The 25,126-nt window shown below is 26.4% G+C and carries 21 protein-coding genes, 1 tRNA gene, 1 rRNA gene and 1 pseudogene; 20 read left to right on the top strand and 4 right to left on the bottom strand.

The window, feature by feature from the left end; translation table 11 throughout:
- Nucleotides 1–103: 103 nt before the first annotated feature.
- The 13 genes from J2Z53_RS12185 (at nucleotide 104) to J2Z53_RS12125 (ending at nucleotide 16,680) form a co-directional block, all read left to right on the top strand.
- On the top strand, nucleotides 104–1,117 hold the full coding sequence (locus J2Z53_RS12185) for a phosphodiester glycosidase family protein (RefSeq protein ID WP_407927663.1): 1,014 nt from the start codon (nucleotides 104–106) through the stop codon (nucleotides 1,115–1,117).
- Between the two features lie 13 nt (nucleotides 1,118–1,130).
- Complete coding sequence (locus J2Z53_RS12180) at nucleotides 1,131–2,138, top strand: hypothetical protein (protein ID WP_209797757.1); 1,008 nt, start codon at nucleotides 1,131–1,133, stop codon at nucleotides 2,136–2,138.
- A 164-nt stretch (nucleotides 2,139–2,302) separates the two neighbouring features.
- Entirely contained in the window at nucleotides 2,303–2,992 is a 690-nt protein-coding gene (locus tag J2Z53_RS12175) for an MgtC/SapB family protein (RefSeq protein ID WP_209797756.1), read from the top strand.
- Nucleotides 2,993–3,408: 416 nt separating this feature from the next.
- Nucleotides 3,409–5,097, top strand: coding sequence for a MutS-related protein (locus J2Z53_RS12170; RefSeq protein WP_209797755.1), 1,689 nt, complete (start codon nucleotides 3,409–3,411; stop codon nucleotides 5,095–5,097).
- A 64-nt stretch (nucleotides 5,098–5,161) separates the two neighbouring features.
- Nucleotides 5,162–7,231 (top strand): elongation factor G, encoded by a 2,070-nt coding sequence (gene fusA / locus J2Z53_RS12165; protein WP_209797754.1) that lies wholly within the window; start codon nucleotides 5,162–5,164, stop codon nucleotides 7,229–7,231.
- 216 nt (nucleotides 7,232–7,447) lie between these two features.
- Nucleotides 7,448–7,684: a hypothetical protein gene (locus J2Z53_RS12160; protein ID WP_209797753.1), complete on the top strand. Its 237-nt coding sequence runs from the start codon at nucleotides 7,448–7,450 to the stop codon at nucleotides 7,682–7,684.
- A gap of 131 nt (nucleotides 7,685–7,815) precedes the next feature.
- The gene (locus tag J2Z53_RS12155) at nucleotides 7,816–8,766 is read left to right on the top strand and encodes an ROK family protein (RefSeq protein WP_209797752.1); all 951 of its coding nucleotides are present in this window, start codon (nucleotides 7,816–7,818) and stop codon (nucleotides 8,764–8,766) included.
- 277 nt (nucleotides 8,767–9,043) lie between these two features.
- Complete coding sequence (locus J2Z53_RS12150; protein ID WP_209797751.1) at nucleotides 9,044–10,495, top strand: aminoacyl-histidine dipeptidase; 1,452 nt, start codon at nucleotides 9,044–9,046, stop codon at nucleotides 10,493–10,495.
- A 68-nt stretch (nucleotides 10,496–10,563) separates the two neighbouring features.
- Complete coding sequence (locus J2Z53_RS12145; RefSeq protein ID WP_209797750.1) at nucleotides 10,564–12,528, top strand: OPT family oligopeptide transporter; 1,965 nt, start codon at nucleotides 10,564–10,566, stop codon at nucleotides 12,526–12,528.
- A gap of 1 nt (nucleotide 12,529) precedes the next feature.
- A complete protein-coding gene (locus J2Z53_RS12140; RefSeq protein WP_209797749.1) occupies nucleotides 12,530–12,922 on the top strand; it encodes a PqqD family peptide modification chaperone in 393 nt (130 codons plus the stop codon).
- Nucleotides 12,923–13,238: 316 nt separating this feature from the next.
- Nucleotides 13,239–13,862 carry a histidine phosphatase family protein gene (locus tag J2Z53_RS12135; RefSeq protein ID WP_209797748.1) on the top strand — a complete coding sequence of 208 codons (624 nt, stop codon included), beginning with the start codon at nucleotides 13,239–13,241 and terminating at the stop codon, nucleotides 13,860–13,862.
- Between the two features lie 392 nt (nucleotides 13,863–14,254).
- Complete coding sequence (locus tag J2Z53_RS12130) at nucleotides 14,255–15,487, top strand: competence/damage-inducible protein A (RefSeq protein ID WP_209797747.1); 1,233 nt, start codon at nucleotides 14,255–14,257, stop codon at nucleotides 15,485–15,487.
- A gap of 242 nt (nucleotides 15,488–15,729) precedes the next feature.
- Nucleotides 15,730–16,680 (top strand): CPBP family intramembrane glutamic endopeptidase, encoded by a 951-nt coding sequence (locus J2Z53_RS12125; protein WP_209797746.1) that lies wholly within the window; start codon nucleotides 15,730–15,732, stop codon nucleotides 16,678–16,680.
- 86 nt (nucleotides 16,681–16,766) lie between these two features.
- On the opposite strand, the gene J2Z53_RS12120 is transcribed toward J2Z53_RS12125, so the two are convergent.
- Nucleotides 16,767–17,204, bottom strand: coding sequence for a hypothetical protein (locus tag J2Z53_RS12120; RefSeq protein WP_209797745.1), 438 nt, complete (start codon nucleotides 17,202–17,204; stop codon nucleotides 16,767–16,769).
- A 173-nt stretch (nucleotides 17,205–17,377) separates the two neighbouring features.
- Nucleotides 17,378–17,548: pseudogene (locus J2Z53_RS12115) on the bottom strand (NAD-dependent protein deacylase); the annotation flags it as partial.
- Between the two features lie 96 nt (nucleotides 17,549–17,644).
- Here J2Z53_RS12115 and J2Z53_RS12110 point away from each other — a divergent pair.
- The 3 genes from J2Z53_RS12110 to J2Z53_RS12100 are packed head-to-tail and all read left to right on the top strand — an operon-like array spanning nucleotide 17,645 to nucleotide 21,007.
- A complete protein-coding gene (locus J2Z53_RS12110) occupies nucleotides 17,645–18,871 on the top strand; it encodes an SIR2 family protein (protein WP_209797744.1) in 1,227 nt (408 codons plus the stop codon).
- Nucleotides 18,864–20,699 carry an ATP-binding protein gene (locus J2Z53_RS12105; protein ID WP_209797743.1) on the top strand — a complete coding sequence of 612 codons (1,836 nt, stop codon included), beginning with the start codon at nucleotides 18,864–18,866 and terminating at the stop codon, nucleotides 20,697–20,699. The genes J2Z53_RS12110 and J2Z53_RS12105 overlap by 8 nt, the downstream gene beginning before the upstream one ends.
- Before the next feature lie 53 nt (nucleotides 20,700–20,752).
- Nucleotides 20,753–21,007 carry a hypothetical protein gene (locus J2Z53_RS12100; protein ID WP_209797742.1) on the top strand — a complete coding sequence of 85 codons (255 nt, stop codon included), beginning with the start codon at nucleotides 20,753–20,755 and terminating at the stop codon, nucleotides 21,005–21,007.
- Between the two features lie 49 nt (nucleotides 21,008–21,056).
- Here J2Z53_RS12100 and J2Z53_RS12095 read toward each other — a convergent pair whose 3' ends face one another.
- Nucleotides 21,057–21,806, bottom strand: coding sequence for an NAD-dependent protein deacylase (locus tag J2Z53_RS12095; RefSeq protein ID WP_209797741.1), 750 nt, complete (start codon nucleotides 21,804–21,806; stop codon nucleotides 21,057–21,059).
- A 134-nt stretch (nucleotides 21,807–21,940) separates the two neighbouring features.
- Between J2Z53_RS12095 and rrf the strand changes: the two genes are divergently transcribed.
- The 4 genes from rrf to J2Z53_RS12075 all read left to right on the top strand — a co-directional run bounded on the left by rrf (nucleotide 21,941) and on the right by J2Z53_RS12075 (nucleotide 23,916).
- A 5S ribosomal RNA gene (gene rrf, locus J2Z53_RS12090) occupies nucleotides 21,941–22,057 on the top strand.
- Between the two features lie 6 nt (nucleotides 22,058–22,063).
- Nucleotides 22,064–22,139: transfer RNA gene (locus J2Z53_RS12085), tRNA-Phe, on the top strand.
- 214 nt (nucleotides 22,140–22,353) lie between these two features.
- Nucleotides 22,354–22,542 carry a hypothetical protein gene (locus J2Z53_RS12080; RefSeq protein WP_209797740.1) on the top strand — a complete coding sequence of 63 codons (189 nt, stop codon included), beginning with the start codon at nucleotides 22,354–22,356 and terminating at the stop codon, nucleotides 22,540–22,542.
- A 243-nt stretch (nucleotides 22,543–22,785) separates the two neighbouring features.
- Nucleotides 22,786–23,916, top strand: coding sequence for an acyltransferase (locus J2Z53_RS12075; protein WP_209797739.1), 1,131 nt, complete (start codon nucleotides 22,786–22,788; stop codon nucleotides 23,914–23,916).
- Nucleotides 23,917–23,965: 49 nt separating this feature from the next.
- Here the strand turns inward: J2Z53_RS12075 and J2Z53_RS12070 are convergent, their stop codons facing one another.
- Complete coding sequence (locus J2Z53_RS12070) at nucleotides 23,966–24,643, bottom strand: uracil-DNA glycosylase (protein WP_209797738.1); 678 nt, start codon at nucleotides 24,641–24,643, stop codon at nucleotides 23,966–23,968.
- Nucleotides 24,644–25,126: the final 483 nt, after the last annotated feature.

Here is a 25,126-nt window from a genome sequence, read left to right as displayed (position 1 = left end):
AATTAAATATAATATTTAAGTTAGTATAATATTATAATAGGTTTATAAAGAAACTTAAATAGTATATAATAAAGAATAAATTTTTTAAAATGGGAGAGTTTTGATGGAAAACAAGAGAAAAAGGAGAAAAGGAAATAAAAAGAAGTGGAAAACGATAGTAGCCTTTTTAGTTTTTGAATTGGTATTTACAGCCGTAACAGCACCCTTTGTATTACTTTATGGACCTTTTGATAATGCAAAGAGAATATATGTTGGTTCGGCTATGACAACAATGAAGCATCAATATCTAGCAACAACGTTTTTATCAAAGGAAAGAATTAATGAGATATTAAATTCATCAGATGAAAAAAATGAAAACTTAGGAATCAAAAATAATTCTGTAGTTGAGGTAAATGGAAAGCATGATGATACAATAGACCTTTATAAATTTGAAAACTCAAAATATAATGGACATATGCTAGTTATTAAAGACCCTAAAAGGGTTAAAGTTGCATATACCAAATATATGTATAAAAAGGGAGAAACAACTTCAGAAATGGCAGAAGACAATAATGCTGTTGCAGCTGTAAATGGAGGAGCTTTCGTAGATACTTCTAGTAATTCAAATTGGACAGGCAATGGTGGAACACCTACAGGGATTATAATTTCAAATGGAAAGGTAGTATTTTCAGATTTAAAAACAGAAAATACAAAAACAGAATGTATGGCAATTACTAAAGAAGGTAAAATGCTTGCCGGTAATTATTCAACTAAACAACTTAAAAAATTAAATGTTCAAGAAGCTGTTAGTTTTAAACCAGTGCTTATTAAAGATGGAGAACCTACACCACTAGGAGGAGCCAATGGTGCAAGAGGTATTGCACCAAGAACAGCTATAGGACAAAGAGCTGATGGTTCAATTGTTTTAATGGTCATTGACGGAAGAAATTTTGTAGGTAGTATTGGATGTACTATGACTGAACTTCAGTCTCTTATGCTTACAAAAGGAAAATGTGTTACAGCTATTAATTTAGATGGAGGAAAATCATCTACAATGTATTTAAATGGGGAAGTTATTAATGATGTATCAAATGGTCTTGGAGAAAGATATATTGCTTCTTCTATAGTAGTTAAATAACAAAGGAGAAAATATGAGAAAAGTAAAAATAATATTATGTTGGATAGGAATATCTCTTATACTTCAATGTACAGTACTATTTTTTCTAGATAAATTTTATTTTAAAGATGATACTAATGTTGATATGCAGAAAGTATCAATAAATAGTAATAAAGATAATAATGAAAAGCATGTTGCTATTCCAAATAATGCAAAAGATATTAAAATTTCTTATGATGGTAAATATATAAGTTACTATAATAAATTAAAATTAAATATATGTAACTCTAATACAGGAGATACAAATGAATTAGAAAATCCTAATAATAATCAAATATTAAGATCTGTATGGCTAGCAGATAGAAATATGCTTTTAACATTAGAGGTAGAAGATGGGGAAATAGTTCTTTATAATTATGAGCCTGAAAAGGGTGTAAACCAAAAAATAATAGGAATTTGCCCATATAATCAAATGTATAAAAATTTTGATATAAAGGCATCAACAATTACAGGTGTTACTTATATTAAAATAAATAATCGTATTTATAGAGTTGATATAAATCAAACTTCTGCAACTAGAGTACCATTAAATGTAAGATTATTAGGTGATATTTCAATAATTCCAACGAAAGATAGATTAGTATATATGGCTTCTAATGGAACTATATTGCATATGACTCAGCCAAATACAAGATTAGCCATAAGATCTAATGAAAGTCTTGTAATTTTAGGAATAGATGAAGATGGAGTTGCATATTTAGGAGAAGTAAGAGAAAAGAAAATAAATAAAATAGTGAAAAAGAATTTAAATGATATTTATTCTAAAGAAGACATTATAAATTTAGATGAACCAGTTAATAAAAAGGATATCCTTATTGATGGAAGAGGAAATGTTTATATTAATTCTTCATCTAAAAAGATTATTAGAGAACTTAACTCTAAAAAGGAAACAAATTATAAAGGAGAATTTTTAGGATTTTATAATAATGGTGTAGCAAGTTTAGTTGAAGGAAAGTATTATAAAACTCCTTTTAAGAAATAATTAAATTAAAGTGATTTTGAAAGAGAAAAGTAAAATGATAGTTTACCTTTCTCTTTTTTATAATATTTTTATTGGTAAGTATTTATAATATAATAAATTATATAAAGTCATATAATATTATAGAAATAAGACTTTTACTAATTAATAGAGTAGAGGGATAATAAATGATAAATAGTTTAGAATTTTTCTTAAGGATATCTTTAGCGGGAATTTTAGCAGGGTTAATTGGTTTTGAGAGAGAAATGGATTCTAAAGAGGCAGGTCTTAGAACTCATTTTTTAGTAGGACTTGCAAGTTCTTTATTTATGATTATTTCTAAGTATGCTTTTAGTGATGTTATTATATTAAATAATGTGGGATTAGATCCAAGTAGAATAGCTGCACAAGTAGTTAGCGGAATTAGTTTTCTTGGGGCAGGAACTATTTTTATGGAAAAGAAATCTGTAAAAGGACTTACAACAGCAGCCGGAATATGGACAACAGCAGCAATTGGACTAGCTACTGGAGCGGGACTTTATTGTATAGCTATTTTTACTACATTTATAGTTATTGTAATATTAAAGTTTATGCAGAAATTATTAAATGTACATCTTTTAAAAGCAATAGATATTGTAAAAAATTTTGATATAAGAATAAAGGTTTTAGAATATCCAGATGAAAGTATAACAAATATATTATTAAATGAAAAATATACGATATCATCTATAAAAACTGAAAAAAATTTAAGAAATGATGAATATATGTATTATATTCACTATATAATAAAAACTAAAAATAATGAAAATATTTTTGAATTAGTTAAAAAAATTCAAAGTATTGATAATGTAGTATCTGTAGATGTAGAAAATATATGATAATTATAATTTAAGAAAAATAAATAAAATTATTTTAATTTTTTTATTTTATATTCAAATGAAATGTAATTAAAAATACTCTAACTAAAATTAGTTAGAGTATTTTTTAATAAAATAAAATTCTTATTTTTATCAAAGGACAGAACAAAAGATAGTGTAAAGGAAATTAAAAATATCCCTTGATAAAATTTATTAATGAATCTTATTTATATTATATATTTTAAATGTTTTCACTTACAAATGTGTAATAAATATTTAACTTTGAATTAACATAACTTAATATTGTGGTTAAAAATATTTAATAAGTTATTATCATTATGAAAATAAGTTAATTTTTACAAAATTTATATAGTAAAGTATAATTATTTTTAAGTTTATATATAAATTAAAAATAATTAAGCTCAAGGGGGATGGTTATGAATTTTGTAATTGGACTTATAATTACAATTTTAGTATTTAGTTTATTTTTTATTTATTCAAAATATAAAATGAACAAGTTTATGAAAGAGGAAATAGATAGAAGATGGGGTAAGTTTCAGAGTATAAAAAATAGTAAAGTAGATTTTAAATATACAAAGGCATATTTTGAAAATACAAAGTCATGTTTTCATATTGATGATATAACATGGAGCGATTTAGATATGGATGATATTTTTAAGGCTATGAATAATACTATGACATCAGTTGGAGAAGAAGTTTTATATAATATTTTAAGGAAACCTCTTTTTAATGAGGTTGAATTAAAGAAAAGAGAAAAACTAATTAAATTCTTTGAAGAGAATGAGAAGATATCTAAAGCTATTCAATTAAAATTATGGAATTTAGGTAAGAAGAAAAAACTTTGTATATCAGATTATTTTTACAAAGATAAGGAAGAAGTAGTTAATGGCAATAGTAAACTAAGATTAGTTTTATACAATATTTTATCAATAACTCCAGTTTTATTAACTATCTTAGGGATATTTTTTTATAATTATTTTTTCGCTTTAATGGGTTTAAATATTGCTTTAAACATGTACATACATAAAAAAACTAAAGAGAAGTATGAAAATAGAATAGAAGATTATATCTATATGATTTCTTTAGTTAATTGTGCAAAAGATATTTATAAATTAAATTATAAAAATATAAATGAAAATTATATACATATTGAAAAGACATTACATTTGTTAAAAGGATTAGAAAAATCTGTATTTGTTAATGCAACCAATGCAACAAGTGAGGCATTAGCTTTTAATGAAATTTTTAATTTATTTTTTCTACGTGAGGTAAGAACCTTTGAAAGAATAAACAAAACTTTATATAAAAATATGAAGGATTTAGAGAGCATATATAAATATGTGGGAGAGATAGATAGTTTAATTGCAGTGGCTTCCTTTAGAAGTGTAATTGAATATTATTGCATACCAAATCTTACTATTAGTAATAATAAGGCTGAAAATAAAATAGAATTTAAAAATATATATCATCCTTTAATTAAAAATCCAGTTAAAAATAGTATTGATATAAATAAGTGTTTGTTAATAACTGGGTCTAATGCTTCAGGAAAATCTACGTTTTTAAGAACAATAGGAATAAATTCTATTTTTGCACAAACTATATATACTGCCTTTGCAGATGAATATAGTAGTAGCTATTTTAGATTATTTACATCAATGGCATTAAAAGATGATATGTTTTCTAATGAAAGTTATTATATGGTTGAAAGCAAATCATTAAAAAGAATATTAGATAATGTTAATGAAGAAATTCCAATATTATGTTTTATTGATGAAATATTAAGAGGAACTAATACAATTGAGAGAATTTCTGCATCAACGGAAATATTAAAACATTTAAGTAATAAAAATTGTATATGTATAGCAGCAACTCATGATATTGAGCTTACTTATATTTTGGAAAATAGTTTTTATAATTGTCATTTTCAAGAACAAATAAAAGATAACAATATTATATTTGATTATAAAGTATATGATGGAAGGTCAATAACTAGGAACGCAATAAAAATATTATCAATTATTGGATATGATGAAAATATAGTTAAAAGAGCAGAAAATAGAGCAGAGTTTTTCTTGAAAAATAGCTATTGGGAAGAAATAAATTAATTCTAAAACCCCTTAAACTCTCATAAAAATTAATATGAGAGTTTAAGAAGGGTGGGCTTTATATATGAAAGACTATCATATAAAAAATCTTAGAAATATTGGTTTTCTAGGTCATAGTGGAACTGGAAAAACTTCTTTAGTAGAGGGACTATTATATAGCACAAATACGATAAGTAGGCTTGGAACAATTGAAAACGGAACAACAACATCAGATTTTGATGAAGAAGAAAAACGTAGAGGTATATCCATTTCTACAACTATTTCACCATTAGAATATGCAGATAAAAAGATAAATTTAGTAGATATACCAGGATATTTTGACTTTATAGGTGAAGCGATTGAAGGAATGAAAATTGTTGATATTGGAGTAATAGTTGTTTGTGGTGTATCTGGAGTAGAAGTTGGAACAGAGAAAGCGTGGGATTTTTGTAAAAAAGAAAAGATACCAAGGGCTTTTTTTATTAATAAATTAGATAGAGAAAATTCTAACTTTGATAAAGTATTAAATAGTCTTAAAGAGAAATTTGGATCAAGCATAGTGCCAATTCAATATCCAATAGGTAAAGAAGATGATTTTAGAGGAGTAGTTAATATAATTTCAAAAAAGGCTACAATTTATAATTTAAAAACTAATAAAACAGAAATAATTGATGTTCCAAAGGATTTAGAAGAAAAAATAGATGAATTTAAAGAAATAATAATGGAAGCTGTTGCAGAAAATGATGAGGAATTATTGGAAAAATATTTTTCAGAAGGAGTCTTAAGTGACGATGAAATTTATAAAGGATTAATAAACGGATGTAGTAAAGGTGATATAGTACCTGTAATGTGCGGAAGTGCAATTAAAGCAATAGGAATGAATCCATTTTTAGATGCTGCAATTAAATGTTTTCCATCTCCACAATTATCTTTTCCAAAAAAAGTAATTAATGAAAAGGGAGAAGATGAGCGTATTTCTTTATGTGAGGATGGACCATTTTCAGCAGTAGTATTTAAAACTGTAGTAGATCCATTTGTTGGTAAGATTTCGTTATTTAAAGTTATGACTGGAAAACTTAAAAATGATATGTCTGTAATAAACGCAAATAAGAAAAAAGGGGAAAAGTTATCAAATATATTTTTTATGAGAGGAAAAAATCAAATTTTGACAAATGAAATAATTGCTGGAGATATAGGTGGAGTTTCAAAACTTCAATTTACAGAAACAGGAGATACATTAGTAGATCCAAATTTTAAAATCATTTATGATAAACTAAATTTCCCAGAACCTATAATATCTATGGCGATACTTCCAAAATCAAAGGGAGATGAAGAAAAAATCTCTTTAACTTTAAATAAATTATCAGAAGAAGATTTAACATTTTCAGTAAAGAGAGATAGGGAAAATTCAGAACTTATTATATCTGGAATAGGAGAAACTCATTTAGAAATTATAGCTTGTAAAATTAAAAATAAATTTGGAATAGATGTTATATTAAGAGAACCTAGAGTACCATATAGAGAAACTATAAAAGGAATTTCTGATGTTCAAGGAAAGCATAAAAAACAATCTGGTGGACATGGACAATATGGAGATGTAAAAATAATATTTGAAAGACGAGATGATGGAAAGGATGATTTAGAATTTATAGATAAAGTTGTTGGAGGAGCTGTTCCAAGAAACTTTATACCAGCAGTTGAAAAGGGACTAAAGGAATGTATAAGACAAGGAGTTCTTGCTGGATATCCAGTTATAGGACTTAGAGCAACTCTTTATGATGGTTCACATCATCCTGTGGATTCATCAGAAATGGCATTTAAAATTGCAGCTTCTATTGCATACAAAAAAGGACTTGAAAATGCTAATCCAATCCTTTTAGAACCTATTATGAAAGTATTTATAACAGCACCAGAAGAGTATATGGGAGATATTATTTGTGATATAAATAAAAGGCGTGGAAGAATAATTTTAATAGAGCCAAAAGAGAATAATCAAAGGATAATTTGTGAAGTTCCACTAGCAGAAATGTTCAAGTATTCAACAGATATAAAATCAATTACTCAAGCTAGAGGGGAGTACAAGATGGAATTTGAAAGATATGAAGAAGTACCAGAAGTTGAAGCTATTAAAATAATTAAAAATAGTAAAAATTAATATTAAATAAATTAAAATTATAAAGATATTAAGGTCTAGAACTATTTAGTTAATCGAAGATAAATTCTCTAGTTAGCAAAATATTTCTAGACTTTTTATATAATAATAACAATAATGGTAAATATTCAAAATAATTAATTGTAATAAATTAAATTCAATTACATATAATATACTTAAGTTAATTTATATTCTTTTTTTGTGGAAGGATGAGGAGTTATGTCAGATTATAAAATGGATATACATGGAAGTATAGGGCTTAGTGAATATAGTAATATTTATGATTATCTATGTATAGTTGATAAGGAAGATAAATTCACAATATCAATAGATAAAGAAAATAAAGATAATTTAAGTACAATAAATTTAATGTTACAAGATAATAGTTTCATTGTTGATAATGAAGGTGTAGATGCTAATGGAAACTATTTCATAAAAGCACATAAAGCTTTATAAAAAATAAAAATAGTTAAGCTAATAACAATAAGGACTTTATTATTTCTATAAATATATTAAAATAGAATAGTAAGTCCTATTTTTATATTTATATATAAAAATATATTAATCAATTATATCAGGAGGTTTATATGAATAAATATGTAATTGGGGTAGATCTAGGTGGTACAAAAATTAGTACTGCACTTGCAGATTTAGAAGGAAATGTTTTAGCACAAAGCATAATTCCTACAAATGCTCATGAAGGGGAAGAGAGAGTTTTAGAGAGAATTATAAAAAGCATACAATCTGTTATTAATGAAGGTGATGCTAGTATAGAAGATGTTAATGGTATAGGAATAGGTTCACCAGGGCCTTTAGATTCAAAAAAAGGTATAATAATAACTACTCCAAATTTACCATTTACTAATTTTAATTTAGTAAAACCTTTAAAGGATAAATTTAATGTTCCAGTATTTTTAGATAATGATGCTAATGTAGCAGCTATCGGTGAATATATGCTTGGGGCTGGAAAAGGCAAAAAGAATATGGTCTATTTTACAGTAAGTACTGGAGTAGGTGGAGGAGCAATTATTGATGGAAACATATGTAGAGGAAATACATCAAATGCTTTAGAAATAGGTCATATGACTGTTGCACCATTTGGACCAAGATGTAATTGTGGAAATATAGGATGTTTAGAAGCAGTATCATCAGGAACAGCAATAGGTAAAAGAGGACAAGAAGCTGTAAGAAGTAAGGTTGAAACTTCACTTAAAAATTATGATAATATTACTTCATATGAAGTGTTTAAAGAAGCAGAAAAAGGTGATGAAGTTTCAAAAGAAATAATTGATGAAGCATTAAATTATTTAGGAATTGGAGTTGCAAATGCAATTTCAATATTTGATCCAGAAATGATAGTTATAGGTGGTGGAGTATCAAAAGCTGGAAATATAGTTTTTGATAAGGTTCGTGAAGTAGTTAATAAAAGATGTTTTAAATCTATGGCAGAAAATTGCACTATAGTTCCAGCAGGCCTTGGAACAGATGCAGGAGTTATAGGAGCAGTTGCATTAGCACTTTTAGAATTAAATAAGTAAAATTATTACTACCTACAAAATTATCATAAAATAATTTTGTAGGTATTTTTATTAGAATAATAAAACATCATATTAAAAGAATATTAATACAAAAACATTTAATAATATTCAAAAGTTCATTATAAGTACATAAATTTGTCTAATAAAATACAAACAAATAAATTAATATAAAAATAGTGGTATTCAAATACTTACTATTTAGATTAATTTTAAATAATAAAAAATTAATTATTTTGTATAATAATATTTAATATTAATACAAGAAGGAGCGATAATTATGTCAGTATGTGAAAATTTAGAACCAAAAAAAGTATTTGAGTTTTTCGAGGAGTTAACAAAGATTCCTCATGGATCATATCATGAAAAGGAAATTAGTGATTACCTTGTAAACTTTGCTAAAAAGAGAAATCTTGAAGTAACTCAAGATAAGGCATTAAACGTAATCATAAGAAAACCAGCTACAAAAGGTTATGAAAATTCAACTCCAGTTATAATACAAGGTCATATGGATATGGTTTGCGAGAAAGCAGCTGATAGTGACCATGATTTTGAAAAAGAACCTTTAAAATTAAGAATTGAAGGAGATAATCTATATGCAACTAAAACTACATTAGGAGCTGATGATGGAATTGCAGTAGCTTATGCACTTGCTATATTAGATTCAAATGATATACCTCATCCAGCACTTGAAGTTGTTGTTACAACTGCTGAAGAAGTTGGTATGGATGGTGCTATGGCTTTAGATACTAAATCTTTAAAAGGAAAAGTATTACTTAATATAGATTCAGAAGAAGAAGGTATTTTCTTAGTTGGATGTGCTGGTGGAATAGAAACAAAAGTAACATTTGAAAATGATTTAGAAAAAATAAATGGTAAATGTATACAATTAAAGATTTCTGGATTACTTGGTGGACATTCAGGAATGGAGATAATTAAGCAAAGAGCTAATGCTAATAAGTTAATGGGAAGATTACTATTTGAAATTGGTAAATCAATAGATTTTAATTTAGTAAAAATAAATGGTGGTACAAAGCATAATGCTATTCCACGTGAATGTATTGCATCAATAACAGTAAATAGTGAAGAAGATATTCAAAAAGTTAAAGAAATATGCAAAGATATGGAAAATGACTTTAAAGTTGAATATAGAGTTACTGATCCTAATTTATCAATTAGTGAATGTGATTGCTGCTGTCAATGTACTAAACAATTTACAAAAGAAAAGACAACTGAACTAGTAGACTTCTTAGTTTCATCTCCAAATGGAGTTCAAAATATGAGCAAGGATATAGAAGGATTAGTTCAAACTAGTTTAAATTTAGCAGTTATAAAAACTAATGAAAATGGAATACAAATATCAATATCAATCAGAAGTTCTATTAGAAGCTTAAAGTATGAAGTATTTAACATATTATCAATTATAGCTAAAAGAACAAATGCTAAATTTGAAAAAGTTTCTGAATATCCTGAATGGCAATATAATCCTAATTCAAAAATAAGAGAACTTTGTAAAAAGGTTTATAAAGACTTCTTTAATAAAGATGCTGAAGTATCAGCTATACATGCAGGTCTTGAATGTGGATTATTTAAAGAAACTATGCAAGATACAGATATGATAAGCTTTGGACCTAACATTTGGGATGCTCATACTGAAAATGAACATTTAAGCATTTCATCAACTGAAAGAATGTATAAATTCCTTTTAGAAGTTTTAAAAGAAATGAAATAAATAACTAAATATTAAAAAGTCACTACTTATTATTAGTAGTGACTTTCATACATTAAGGAGTGGTCAAAATGTCACAAAAGAAAAAATTATCATCTACAGCCTATAGTGGTTGTAAAGGGGAAGATTATATACCGTTTGTACCAACTTCGGATGTAATGCCAGAAACTACAGGATATTCTATAATAGTTGGAATTATTATTGCTTGTATATTTGCAGCTGCAAATGCTTACCTAGGACTTAAAGTAGGAATGACAATAGCTTCAGCTATACCAGGAGCAATATTAGCTGTTGGAATATTAAAGGGTTCTTTTAAAAGAAATAATATTCTAGAAGCTAATCTTGCTTGCTCTTTATCAGGAATGGGAGAAGCAGCTGCTGGATGTTCAGTTTTCGTATTACCTGCTCTTATTCTTGCAGGATTTAATATAAGTTTATTAACTATAATAATTATTATAGTTGTAGGTGGATCTATGGGAATATTTTTCATTACACCACTTAGAAGGTATTTAATAGTTGAAGAACATGGAACATTAATTTATCCAGAAGGAATGGCTGCATCAGAAGTTTTAGTTACAGCTAGTCAAGGTGGAAGTTCATTTAAGACAGTTCTAACTGGAATTGGACTTGGTGGACTATATAATCTTTTTTCAGATGGATTTAAATTATGGGGTGGACAAACAACTTATACATTTAAGGGATATCAAGGAACTATGATAGGTTTAGATACATTAGCACCAGTTCTTGGAGTAGGATTCATAGTTGGTGTTAGAGTTGGATTATTAATGTTTGGTGGTTCATTAGTTGCATGGTTTGGATTAATACCATTAATAAAATTCTTTGGTGCAGGATTACATTATGTTATATTCCCATCAACTAAATTAATATCACAAATGTCAGCTATGGAAATTTGGTCAAATTATATTAAATATATAGGTGCAGGTGCAGTTGCAATGGGAGGATTTATATCTCTTGCAAAATCAATGCCTACTATAATAAATAGTTTTAAGCAAGCCATAGTAGGAGTTGTTAAGGAAGAAAAACATACTGCAAATACAAAGAGAACAGATAAAGAAACTCCAATAGTATGGCTTATAGGGGCAGCTTTAGTAGGATTTTTTGCTACATGGCTTTTACCAATGCTTAAAGCTGGAATATTAGGAGGAATATTAGCTATATTATTTGCATTTTTCTTTGCTGTTGTATCAGCAAGAATGGTTGGTATAATAGGTGAGTCTAACAATCCAGTTTCAGGTATGGCAATAGCTTCACTATTATTTATAGCAATTATATTCAAATTAACTGGACTTAGTGGATCAGTTGGTATAGAGAAATCATTAATAGTAACTTCAATAGTTGCAGCAGCAGTAGGTGTTGCAGGAGCATCTTCTCAAGGATTAAAGACAACATTTATAATTGGTGGTACACCAAAGGACAATCACATATGGATGTGGGTTGCAATGATGTTCTCAGCTGTTATGGTTGCAATTGTTATTTTTATGCTAAATAAAGCTTATGGACTAGGTTCATTAAATGTTCCAGCACCTCAAGCTACACTTATGAAAATGTTAGCTGATGGTATTATAACAGGACAAATTCCTTGGACATTAGTATTTATAGGTGCTTTTATATCAATATTCTGTGAAATGGTTGGAATTCCAATTTTACCAGTTGCACTTGGTGTATATCTTCCAATAACTTTAAATGCTACAATTTTATTTGGTGGAGTTGTAAGAGTTTTAGTAGAAAAGAGATTCAATAAAGAAGAGGATAAGGATGCAAAAGGTGAAGCGGTTGAAAAAGGTGTTCTTACAGCATCAGGACTTGTTGCAGGTGGTGCAATTATGGGAATAATAGTTGCAGTATTTACTACACTTGGAATTAATATTGGATTTGGAGCTAATATAATCCCAAGTGTTACTCAAAGTAACTGGTTACCACTTATAATGTTCTTAATTCTTTCTTATTGGTTTTATAGTTCATCTGTTAAAGGTGGAAAAGAATTTAAAATAAAACATCAAAAGGCAGATCAATAATATGGTTAGTTTTTTTAGAAAAGATAAGAAAGAAAAAAATAAAAACAAAAAAGCAAATTATAATTTTTTACTTTATGTACCTGAAATTAAGCATGATAATTGGAAGGTAGTAAAAGATAAAGTTGTAATATATTTTTCTGTTAAAGACCCTGTAAAAAGATTTGTAGGATGGTTATATAAAAAGTCTCCTACTTGTGATGTAACTTTTGATGATTTATGTTCAAAGGCATGGCTTTTTATAGATGGCAAAAGTTCTATTTATGATATTGCAAAAAAAATGGCGAAAGAATGTAATGAAAGTTTAGATAGTTCAATTCATAGAGTTGTTCCATATATGCATTACATTGCAAAAAAGGGTTGGATTTCTTTTAAAGAAGTAAAAGAAGTTAGTTAAATTTAATATTTGTAACTTATAAAGGGAGTTAGGATAAAAATATTTTTGCCTAACTCCTTTAGTTTTTATTAATGAATATAAATAATAAAATCAATACTATTTAAAATATAACCTTTTAATAGATAGTATTTAATAGAGAATAAATTAAAGAAATTTATGTAAAACTTTATGAAATAATTTTAGGTAAATATAAAGAGAGAGGATTTTTCAAAATAAAATAGAAAAATATATTTAAGAAACAATTTAAGTATTATTTATGTAAGAGAGATATAATATATTTGGGATTAGAAATAACTTAGGAAAAAGGAGAAAATTTATGGTTACAGTATATTTAACAAGACATGGACAAACAGAATGGAATTTAGAAAAAAGGTTACAAGGACATGGAAACTCTCCACTTACTGAGTTTGGAATAAATAGGGCAAAAGAACTTTCAAAAAGAATGAAAGATATAAAAATAGATAAAATTTATACAAGTCCTATTGAAAGAGCTTATAAAACTGCTTGTATAGTAAGAGGAGATAAAGACACAGAGATTAAAATTCATGAAGGTTTAAAAGAAATGAATTTTGGAGATTATGAAGGAAGAATAACTGAAGATGTTATGAAAGAAAATCCAGATTGGGATATTTCAGCTATAATGAGAGGAAATTTAGAAATGCGTGCTCCAAATGGAGAGACACTAGGAGAAGTTAGAAAAAGAGTAAATTCTGCAATGAAAGATATATTAGAAGAAAATGAAGGGAAAAGTATATTAATAGTTGGACATGGAATAACATTAAAGGCAATTTTAGCATTTTTTAATGATGAAGAAGCAAATAATGAAGTAATGGGACAAGCAACCCTTACAAAGGTGATAGTAGATAATGATAATTTTAAAATAGAATTTAAAAATGATGGAAGCCATTTTACTGAAAAAGAAGAAAAACAAGGGTGGTAAAGAAAATTTTTTGAATATAAAAATACTCTTTTGCATATAATATTGTTAGAAAGAGAAAGTAATTAAGAGAAGACGAATAAATTCTCTTCTCTCATACATATTTTTATAGCTTGCTTAACTTCAACAATATAATTAAGTAAGCCATAAACTGCCCATGCAATAAACTCTGTGTAATGAGAGGAAGGATTTTTTATATAAACTATCCCTAGACCATTATATATGTCTAGGGATAGCCAAATAAAAAATTTGAATTTAACTTAGGATGATAGTTATAACTTTACAAAAGGTTAACTATCATCCTTAATTTTATTGGTAAAAATAATATATAATAAAATATATGTATATGGAAAATATAGAAATGAACTAAATAATTTTATGTAAGAAGGGATAATATGAAGTGTGAAATATTAGCAGTAGGAACTGAAATTCTTTTAGGAGATATTTTAAACTCTAATGCACAGTATCTTTCAAAAGAATTAGCAAACTTAGGATTAGATGTATATTACCATGAAGTAGTTGGTGACAACAAAGAAAGGATTTTAGAAGCTTTAAAAAAATCATTTAACAGAAGTGACATTATAATTACTACTGGTGGACTTGGACCAACTAAAGATGATATGACTAAAGAATTAGTTGCAGAGTTTTTAGGAATGGATATGTGTCTTCATGAAGAAAGCTTAAAAAAGATAAAAGAATATTTTAAGAAAATGGGTAGAGACTGTGTAAAAAGTAATGAGAAACAAGCATATTTTCCAAAGGAAGCAATAATATTAAATAATGATAATGGAACAGCACCAGGTGCAATATTTGAAAAAAATAATAAAGCAATAATTGTTCTTCCAGGACCACCAAAGGAAATGAAACCTATGTTCCAAAATGGGGTAAGAAAATATTTAGAAAAACTTACAGGTGATACTATAGTTTCAGAAGTTCTTAGAGTTTTTGGTATTGGAGAAAGTATGGCAGAACATAAGCTTCAAGATTTAATTGATAATGGAAAAAATCCAACAATAGCACCTTATGCTAAAGAAGGAGAAGTAACTTTTAGAATAACAGCAAAGGCAAAAAGTGAAGAAGAAGCAAAAAAACTTATTAAACCATTAAAGGAAGAAGTGTTAAGAAGACTTGGAGATGCGGTTTATAACACTGGGGAGATAACACTTCAAGATACTGTAGCAAAGATGCTAGTAGATAAAAACATGACAATTGGAGTAAGTGAATCCTGTACTGGAGGCTTATTATCATCAAAATTAATAGAATATCCAGGGGTATCAAAAGTATTTCTTGAAGGTGCGGTAACTTATTCAAATGAAGCAAAAATGAGAACATTAAACGTAAAGAAAGAAACTTTAGAAAAGTATGGTGCTGTAAGTCATGAAACTGCAAAGGAAATGGCAGAAGGTATTGCAAAGAGAACTGGAGCTAGAATTGGAATATCAACAACAGGAATTGCAGGACCTGGTGGTGGAACAGAAGAAAAGCCTGTGGGACTTGTATATTTTGGTATATATTTAGATGGGAAAGTAGAAACTTATAAACATATATTTACTGGAAATAGAAATGAAGTTAGAAATAGAGCTAGTATGACAGCGTTAAATATAATAAGAAAAGCTTTATTAAAATAATTTATAAAGGTATATAATTATAGAGAATTATATAATCTAGTTAAAGTAGGCTTTGTTAAAAAATAAAGATGGATAGTAGAAAAGAAAAATCCCTCTTTGCCTTTAAAGCGTAAGAGGGATGATTCATGTATATAAATAAAATGGGGGAGAGGCGATTAATTAATGAAGCAAATAGCCTCATTGAGTATTATCTCCTAATATTTTAAAATTATACTTATAAAAATAAAAAAAAGGAGAAAAATATGAAAAAAATTTTTAGAGCAAATTTATATTTTCTAATAATAGTATTATTAGAAATATTTATGCCCTTTGTACTTATTCCTATGTATAGATTAATTGGAATAAAAGACATAAGATTAATGCTAGTATTAAATCATACATTATTATTTATAGTTCCTGCTATTATATATGTAATTGTAACTAAGTGTAATATAAAAGAAACTTTTAGATTTAAATTATTACCATTAAAAGATTTAATATTTGTAATTATGCTTGGATTTATATGTGTACCTATAATGGGTTTCTTTGGACTTTTAAGTGGTTTTTTCTTTAAAAATAATATTGGTAATTTAATAACTTCAATATCAGGAACACCATATTTAGTGCTATTAGCAATTATTGCAATTATGCCAGCTATAACAGAAGAAATTACACTAAGAGGAATAGTATTATCAGGATATAATAGTAAAAGTAGATTTAAATCTGCTTTAGTTATAGGACTTTTTTTTGGAATATTTCATTTAGATGCTCAGCAATTTTTATATGCAGCTGTGCTTGGATTTATTTTAGCATATACTGTTAGAGTAACTGGAAGTATATTTGCTTCAATGATTATGCATTTTATAATTAATGGGACATCAATAACTATTCAAAAGTTAGCAAATCTTATTGGTATAACAAGTCCAAAAGATGGAGCTGATGCAGTAATGAATCTTACTTTTTATGAGAAGCTTCATTTACTTCAAGGAACTGCAATAAATTTAATAATAGCATCAGTACTTGCATATTTAGTTATAAAAAAATTAGATAAATGGGGCAAAGCAAGAGGAGTTAGAGAAGTAGAAATAAGTGATAGGTCCTATGGAGAAACATTAATTTCTACAGAATCAAAAGAAAAAATATTAGATTGGCCATTTATTGTTACAATAATTGTTTATATAATATTTATGATTGTAAAACTAACTATTCAGTAATAAATAATAAACCCTTAAAGAGATTAAATAATTTCTTTAAGGGTTTATATTTTAAGTAATTAAAAATGTATAAGATAAGTAGAATTTTATTTTATATCTTTTGAAACAGTTTTTGAAGAACTATAAAAATAAGAAAAGTTCTTTTCATTAACCCAGCCTCTTGAATTAATATTACTATCCAAAGGTAATGCAATATAATACCAGTTACTTCCGTTTGCTTCTGCCTTATCTAAAATTCTAACTTCCATTTTTACTGATATATTCTGAATTAAATACGAAAATTCTAAAGGAGCTATGTATACATTAGAATTTTCATTTATTATCCCCATTGTAGAGTTTGGAGATAAGAATTTAATTTCAAGTTTATTTGATTTTCTAGTATTCTTAGGTACTCTTTTTCTTAAATTATCAATTTGGCTATTTGCAACTAATAGCTGCCTTCTACTATAAAATAATTTTTTCTCATAATATATTATAAGAAAAATTATGGCTAAAATTAGTAATAAAAATATAATATACTTCATTCTAGAGCTCCAAAAAGATTTATATATTATAAATATATTTCTTATTAGCTTAGATTATTCAATTACTTATTAATATTTAAAATTTAGGTTATGTTTTACAGTTCTATCTAAAATCCACACCAGTTTAAATCATAGCCAATTTTAAAATAGTATTATTATAATAAATCAACAGCTTGATGTAATACATTTACATTTTTAGTAACTATAGCGTTAAGTTTATCCATTTTTTCAAGTTTAACATAAAAATTATTATATAATAATTATTCAGGAGTGAAATTAATATTTAGATTTTCACTATATAATCCATTTGCACTTCTAAAGTCTGGTATTCCAGATTCGGTAGAGAATCAAGGCAAATTGCTGGTGAATTTTTTTTATTAAATATATAATTATATGGTAGAATATAGAATAAAGATTAGTTTTTTTAGGAGAATTTTCAAATGGCTGAAATAAAATATTTAAATGATGAAAACTTTCAAAAGATTATTATAAAGTTATTAGAGTCGGATAATTTAAACTTATTATTAGGTGCAGGATTTTCAGCAAATGTATTAAGTACATTAGGCACTATGGAAAGGTTTATGGAAATAATACAAAAGGAACCACACAACGACAAATATATTGCATTAGAAGCATTGTTATATTGGAATTTCTTTGAGACAAGTATATATCCTATGGCTACAAAACTTAATGATATGAGTGTATTAAAAGAACAATGTGAGTTTTTAAATTTATGGCAACAAATATTAAATATTAGAGATAATGTAGTTTTACAGAAACAGCTAAATATATTTACAACTAATTATGATGTCGTATTAGAATTAGCAATGGAAGAGGAATGCATAGAATATAATGATGGATTTCAAGGTCTTATAAAACCATATTTTTCAACTTCAAATTATAATAAAATATATTATAAACAAGTGCTTTTTAGTAATAGGGCATCTTTGTTACCTATTTTTAATTTATATAAAATTCATGGATCGATAACATGGAAATCTAGTGATAGAGAAGATGGAAAGTTGATTTATGGAAATTATATTTCGAAATTAGAGGATTTTTATGTTAAGGAGAAAAAAATACTAAATAATGATAGAACTGAGCTGTTAAGTAAAGTAAATGATTTAGAGTGGGATGAAATTAGTAAAGAAAAGATAGATTCTATTTTAGAAGAATTCGACGTCACAAATGAAAAAGAATATATGGATTTTACTTCAACCTATAAAAATTCGTTTAAAATAGTCAACCCTACCAAGCAAAAGTTCAGTGATACAATTGTTAATAAAAATTATTATGAGTTGTTAAGAATTTATTGTAATGAATTAGAGAGAGGAAATACTCTATTAATTGCTTATGGATTTTCGTTTTACGATGAACATATAGAAGATTTAACTAAAAGGGCTTTAAATAATCCATCATTACTATTAATAATATTCTCATATTCAGATAAGGATAAAAAGAGATTTGAAGAAAAGTTTAGGTTTAATAATAACGTTTGGATTATTGGTAGATTAGAGTGGGATGAAAATATTGAAAGTGGAGAAGATTATGAGGTTACTGAATTTTTGGGAGAAGTTGCAACAGATAAACAAGAAGAAAAAATAACATTAAAAGAAGTAAATGAATTTTTAGGTAAGGTTATTAAGGGGAGAAAAGAAAATGGATAATGATATATTGAAAGTAGGTGAAGTAATAGAAGTACGTGGACAGAAGATACGTGCTAAAGTATATGAACAAAAAAATTCATTATACATCAATTATAATGGCAAGGTAGTAAAAAATATATCAGTTGGCGGATTTATAAAGATTAGAACTGGGTTTAGTAATATTATAGGGAAAATTGAGGGAGAATATATTGTTGAAGATAATAATTCATATAGATATAAAAATTCAACAGAAGAAATAAAAAGAATATTAGAAATTAGAATAGTAGGATGTATAGATAGTAGTAATAAATTTAAAAGAGGACTAACTCAATTACCACTTATTTCGAATTATATATATGTACTAAGAGAAGAAGAAGTAGAGGAGGTATTTGCATTCTCTAATAAGAATGAATCAAGGATTCAAATAGGAAATATTATCTCATATGAAGATTATAAATTAAAATTAGGAGTTCAAGAACTTTTTGCAAGTCATATTGGTATATTTGGAAATACAGGTAGTGGAAAATCTAATACATTAGCTAAGATTTATACAGAATTATTTAATATATATTCTGATAATGACAACTTTAAAAAGAACAGTAAATTTTTGTTGATAGACTTTAACGGAGAGTATGAAAATAGTATTTGTAAAGATGAATATAAAAAGGTATATCATTTATCAACAAGACAACAAGGCGATAAGTATCCATTAGATATAGAATATTTATTTGAATTAGAATTTTGGGCAATAATAACTGAAGCAACTGAGAAAACTCAACAACCATTTCTAAAAATCTGTATAAAAAAGTTTAAAGAGATAGTAAATAGCAAGGATACTTGCGGGAAAGTGGTAAACGAAGTTAATAAAATATTTAATAATATATTTAATTGCGGAGATAAATATATGCTATTAAGAAGCAAGTATAAAGATCTAGTTGATATATTTTTTAATAATATAACAGAGGATGAGAAAAGAATATTTAACATATTAATATTTAATAGCAGCCGTAATTCATTTTATATAAAACGAAAAGATGTAAAAGATGAATATTTAAATAATTTTGAAGAGTATAAAAGCAATGAATATGTAATTACTTTAAATAATAAATTAATTAGAGAAAATTGCAATTTCAATAGTGATAATATTAATTACTTTGATTTATTTTATTTTACAGTAAAAATAATGTATTTAGGTGGATTGCAAAGAAGTTATATTAATGAAGAGCATATAGCACCATTAATTAAGAGATTGGATATACGATTAAATGATTTAAGAAAGGTTTTTACTTCTAATATATATAATACAGATAATAGCAATATGGTTGTTATTTCCTTAGTAGATGTAAATATTAATATGAGAAAAATAATACCTATGATAATATGCAAAAAAGAATATGATAAACAAAAGTTATCTGTCGAAAAGAAATTTTTTAATATAATAATTGATGAGGCTCATAACATTTTATCAAGTAACTCAGAAAGAGAAAGTGCTATGTGGAAAGATTACAGATTGGAAGTATTTGAAGAAATAATAAAAGAGGGAAGAAAGTTTGGAACATTTCTAACGATTTCAAGTCAAAGACCATCAGATATATCAGATACTCTTATTTCTCAATTGCATAATTATTTTTTGCATAGGTTGGTTAATAACGAAGATATAAAAGCTATTGGGAAAAGCGTATCATTTTTAGATAATGCATCGTATGAAATGATTCCGATATTACCACAAGGTGCATGCATATTTACAGGTATGGCTAGTAATTTTCCGGTATTAGTACAAGTAGACAAGCTAGATGAAGATAAGCAACCTAAAAGTGAAACAATAAAAGTTGAAGAATTATGGAGTTGATTTAAAAACTATAGAATATAAAACTGTTAAATAATTAATTATGTGGAATATATATGGAAGAATTAAATTTTATATCTTTTCTACAAATGAAAAGGATGGTTAGAGATAAAAAGCCTAGTTGTAAGTGGAGTATTAGAAACTTTGGTAATCCATACGAAATATATTTAGATGATGGTAATCAGTCATATTTTACATTTCATTTAGATGAAAATAAATATAGTAAAGAAGATATTGAAGAAATAGCAGATGAATTAGCACTTTTTTTAGGAATAGAATGTGAAATAACAGAATTAAAGAAATATAAATAGTATTTAGTAAAATATGTTGCAAATTAAATTAAAATTTGCAACATATTTTTTATAAATTATTGATAGCTTCTGTTAATACCTTAGAAATATCATCATTGATTAGTAAATTAGCTTTACTATCAGCTGGTGTAGTACTTTTGTTTATAAGAACAAGATTTCTTCCTCTAAAGTAATCAATAAGTCCAGCCGCTGGATAAACAACTAATGATGTTCCTCCAATAATTAAAGTGTCAGCTTGAGATATTGCCCTAATCGCACCTTGGATAGTAGCTTCATCTAGTCCTTCCTCATATAAAACAACATCAGGCTTAACTATTCCACCGCATTTTGGACAAGTTGGAATATCTTTAGAATCTAAAATAAACTTTTCATCATAAAAAGAATGACATTTAGTACAATAATTTCTTAAAACTGATCCATGAAGTTCATAAACATTTTTAGAACCAGCAGCTTGATGTAATCCATCTATATTTTGAGTAACTATAGCTTTAAGTTTTCCCATTTTTTCGAGTTTAGCTAGTGCATTGTGTCCAGCATTTGGCTTAGCATTAGGGTATATAAGTTTTTCTTTATAAAAATTAAAAAACTCCTTTGGATATTTAACATAAAAACTATGAGATACAAGTTGCTCAGGAGTGAAATTAATATTTAGCTTTTCACTATATAATCCATTTGCACTTCTAAAGTCAGGTATTCCAGATTCAGTACTCATTCCAGCACCACCAAAGAAAACAATATTATTACTATCTTTTAGAATTTCTGCTAGTTTTTCTATATATGATAATTCATTATTATTCATAAAAACATCTCCTGTAATTATAATTTAACTCAATTATTACATACTTGTATAAAAAATAAAATTAAAAATATAATAAAACTTTTTTAACAAAAGCTTTGACACTGCACTAAAGATTAGTTATAATATGAAATGTATCTAGTGATAATGGCATAGAGGAAACACTCCTTTCCATTCCGAACAGGAAAGTTAAGCTCTATAGCGCCGATGGTACTGCATGGGTGACTGTGTGGGAGAGTAGGACATTGCTAGGTTTGTATGGCTCGATAGCTCAGTCGGTAGAGCAGAGGACTGAAAATCCTCGTGTCGCTGGTTCGATTCCTGCTCGAGCCACCAATGGAAGCACTAACATTTGTTAGTGTTTTTTTTGTATACAAAAAAAGATTTTAATAAATAATAAGAAAAAATTTTTTAATCGATATAATTTGGTGATTTAATAAAATATAATAAATTTTTATTTGGATAATTGTTATTTAAGGTTTAATTAAGGAATTATTAAGAAGTATATTTTATAATAAAAGTAAGATTATGGGTTTAAGGAGTGATTGAATTGTTTGAAAAGGCTAATTTAACAGATTATGAATATGCTTTGGTCACGAAAGGTATAGTTTTTGGAGTTGGAATAGGAACATTACTTGGTGCTGTTATTGGAGAGGTAACTTTATTTTTTTCATTTGGAGGGGTTTGTGGAATAATTTCAACCTTGCTTTATATATTTTTTAAAAGATTAAAAAAATAATATTCAAAAGATAAAATTTGTTATTTGTTTTTAACTACTCACGTTAAAAAGCGATTTAAAAGGACAATAGAAAATCAAAAACCCGAGCTTATTAAATTAACAAATTAAAGATTTATTATTTAAATTTTAATACATATTAAGGATGTGATTTTTACACATCCTTTTTTTAATAAGAAATTTCTGAAATAACTATTTATTCATGAATTTATAATGTATAATTTTAAATGAAAATGGGGGAGTATTATGAAGAAAAAAAGATTAAAAGAGATAGAAATGCTTAGAGCTTTTGCTTTCTTTTTTGTAATAATGCAGCATGCTTTAGGTAGTACACCATCAAATTTCTCAATGCCAATAGGACAAATAACATTAGCAAATGTACTAATGGTTATTGCAGAGCCAGGAGTTGCAATATTTTTATTTATAAGTGGTTTAACGACTGCTTATAGCTATAAAGAAAATTTAGATTTAAAAAGATATTATAAGAACAGATTATTTTATTTAATAATTCCATATTTTATTTTCTCTTATATAAATATGAAATTATATAATCCAGAAAGGATAGGAAATTTCTTTGCAGAAACTATATCTGGAAATGGATGTTTTCACCTTTGGTATATGGGGATGTTTATAAGACTTGTTATTATATTCCCAATATTAATATATATAGGACGATTTATTCATAAACAAAATAAAATTATAAGAATAGGAGCATTTCTAGTAATTTTAAAAGGTTATATGTACATATCAATACATCAAAGTGCAATTAAAGAGGGGATGGCTAAAATTTTATTTGGGCAACCTACTGAGTTACAAATGAGATTTGTAAATATTTCAATATTATTTTGGAGTATATATGTTATTTTTGGTATGTATGCAGCTTTCAATTATGAAATATTTAATAAAATAGTAAATAAGTTTAGATATGTTATATATGGAATTTTTGTTGTAGCATTTTATTATAAGTTTTCAAGACAATTTGAACTTATAGATTATAGTTTAGCATTTGATATAGTATATAGAACATCAAATATATTAATGTTTTATATAATAGGAGAGTATGTTTTAAGTAAAAAAGTAGCATCTTCAATTGTTGCTTTTATATCAAAATACTCATATGCAGGTTATATGATTCATATTTACGCTTTGTATAAAATTATATTTGCATTAAGGGGTATTGGAATAGAAAATCCTGTAGGAAATGCAATTTTAAGTTCTGTTGGAGCAACTTTCCTTGCAACGTTCATTGTTTATGCAATAACACTTTTACCAAAGTCTAAGTTTATAACAGGTGTAAATGATAATTTTGATACTTTAAAAAATATAGTAAACAAATTGTTGATAATGTTTGGATATCCAGCCAATGTAAAAGAATAAAACATAATTAATAGCACATCAAAGTTTTAATGTTTGATGTGCTTTATTTTTATAAATTTTCAATTTGCCAATCAATTGGTTTCTTATTCGTTTTAATTAAAAAATTATTTGTTTTTGAAAATGGTTTACTTCCAAAGAATCCTCTTGATGCTGATAAAGGACTTGGATGAACAGATTGAATTATATAATGAATTGGATTTGTAATTAGTGATTTCTTTTTAATAGCATTATTTCCCCAAAGTATAAATACAATAGGATCTTCTCTTTCATTAAGTAAAGAGATTATTTTATCAGTAAATATAGACCAACCTATTTTTTGATGAGAGTTAGCCTTTCCACCTTCAACAGTAAGTGTCGCGTTTAATAAAAGAACTCCTTGATCAGCCCATTTTTTTAAATATCCATTATTAGGTATGAAACAACCTAAATCACTTTGAAGTTCCTTATAAATATTAAGTAATGATGGTGGTATTTTATTTCCAGGTTTAACAGAGAAGCTAAGTCCATGTGCTTGGTTTGGACCATGGTAAGGGTCTTGACCAAGGATAACAACTTTAACATCTTTATATTGAGTGAAATGCAATGCATTAAATATATCATACATATCAGGATAAACTATTTTTGTTTTATATTCTCTTACAAGAAAGTTATGTATTTTTTTATAGTAATCTTTTTGAAATTCACCACTTAATAAAGGATCCCAATCATTTTTTAAGATGTGTCCCATAATAATCACCGCCTTAATAAAAAGTATATCATATAAATATTATATAAAAATATAGTGAAAATATCATATATTATTCAAAATATTGCAAAAAACAAGAAAAACACAACCTAGAGTGTCAATATAAAAAAAATAAAGAAAAAAAGAAAAATTTAAAGAAAAATAAAGAAAATAATATTAAATTAAAGTATATAAAATTAAGATATAATGAATTTATGATAAGATAAAACACGTCATCTGTGATGCAAACAAGTTTCGACAAACTGATTTTCAACTAAAAATTTGTTGACAATTTTGTTGCTGAATGATAAAATGAAAAACGTCCTTTAGAAACATAAAAAATATTTAAAAAAATGTTGACAAAAAAGTTTCTAAATGATAATATAATCAAGTCGCTTGAGGGCGACGAGATAAAATGGTCTTTGAAAATTGAACAGAATATAGAAATACATTTAGAACCAGCAATTCTTTTTATTAAAGTAAGTT

Source organism: Clostridium moniliforme (genome assembly GCF_017873235.1).
GTDB lineage: Bacteria > Bacillota > Clostridia > Clostridiales > Clostridiaceae > Clostridium > Clostridium moniliforme.
Note: the sequence above shows the minus strand (reverse complement) of the source record. Positions and strands in the feature narration are given on the sequence as shown.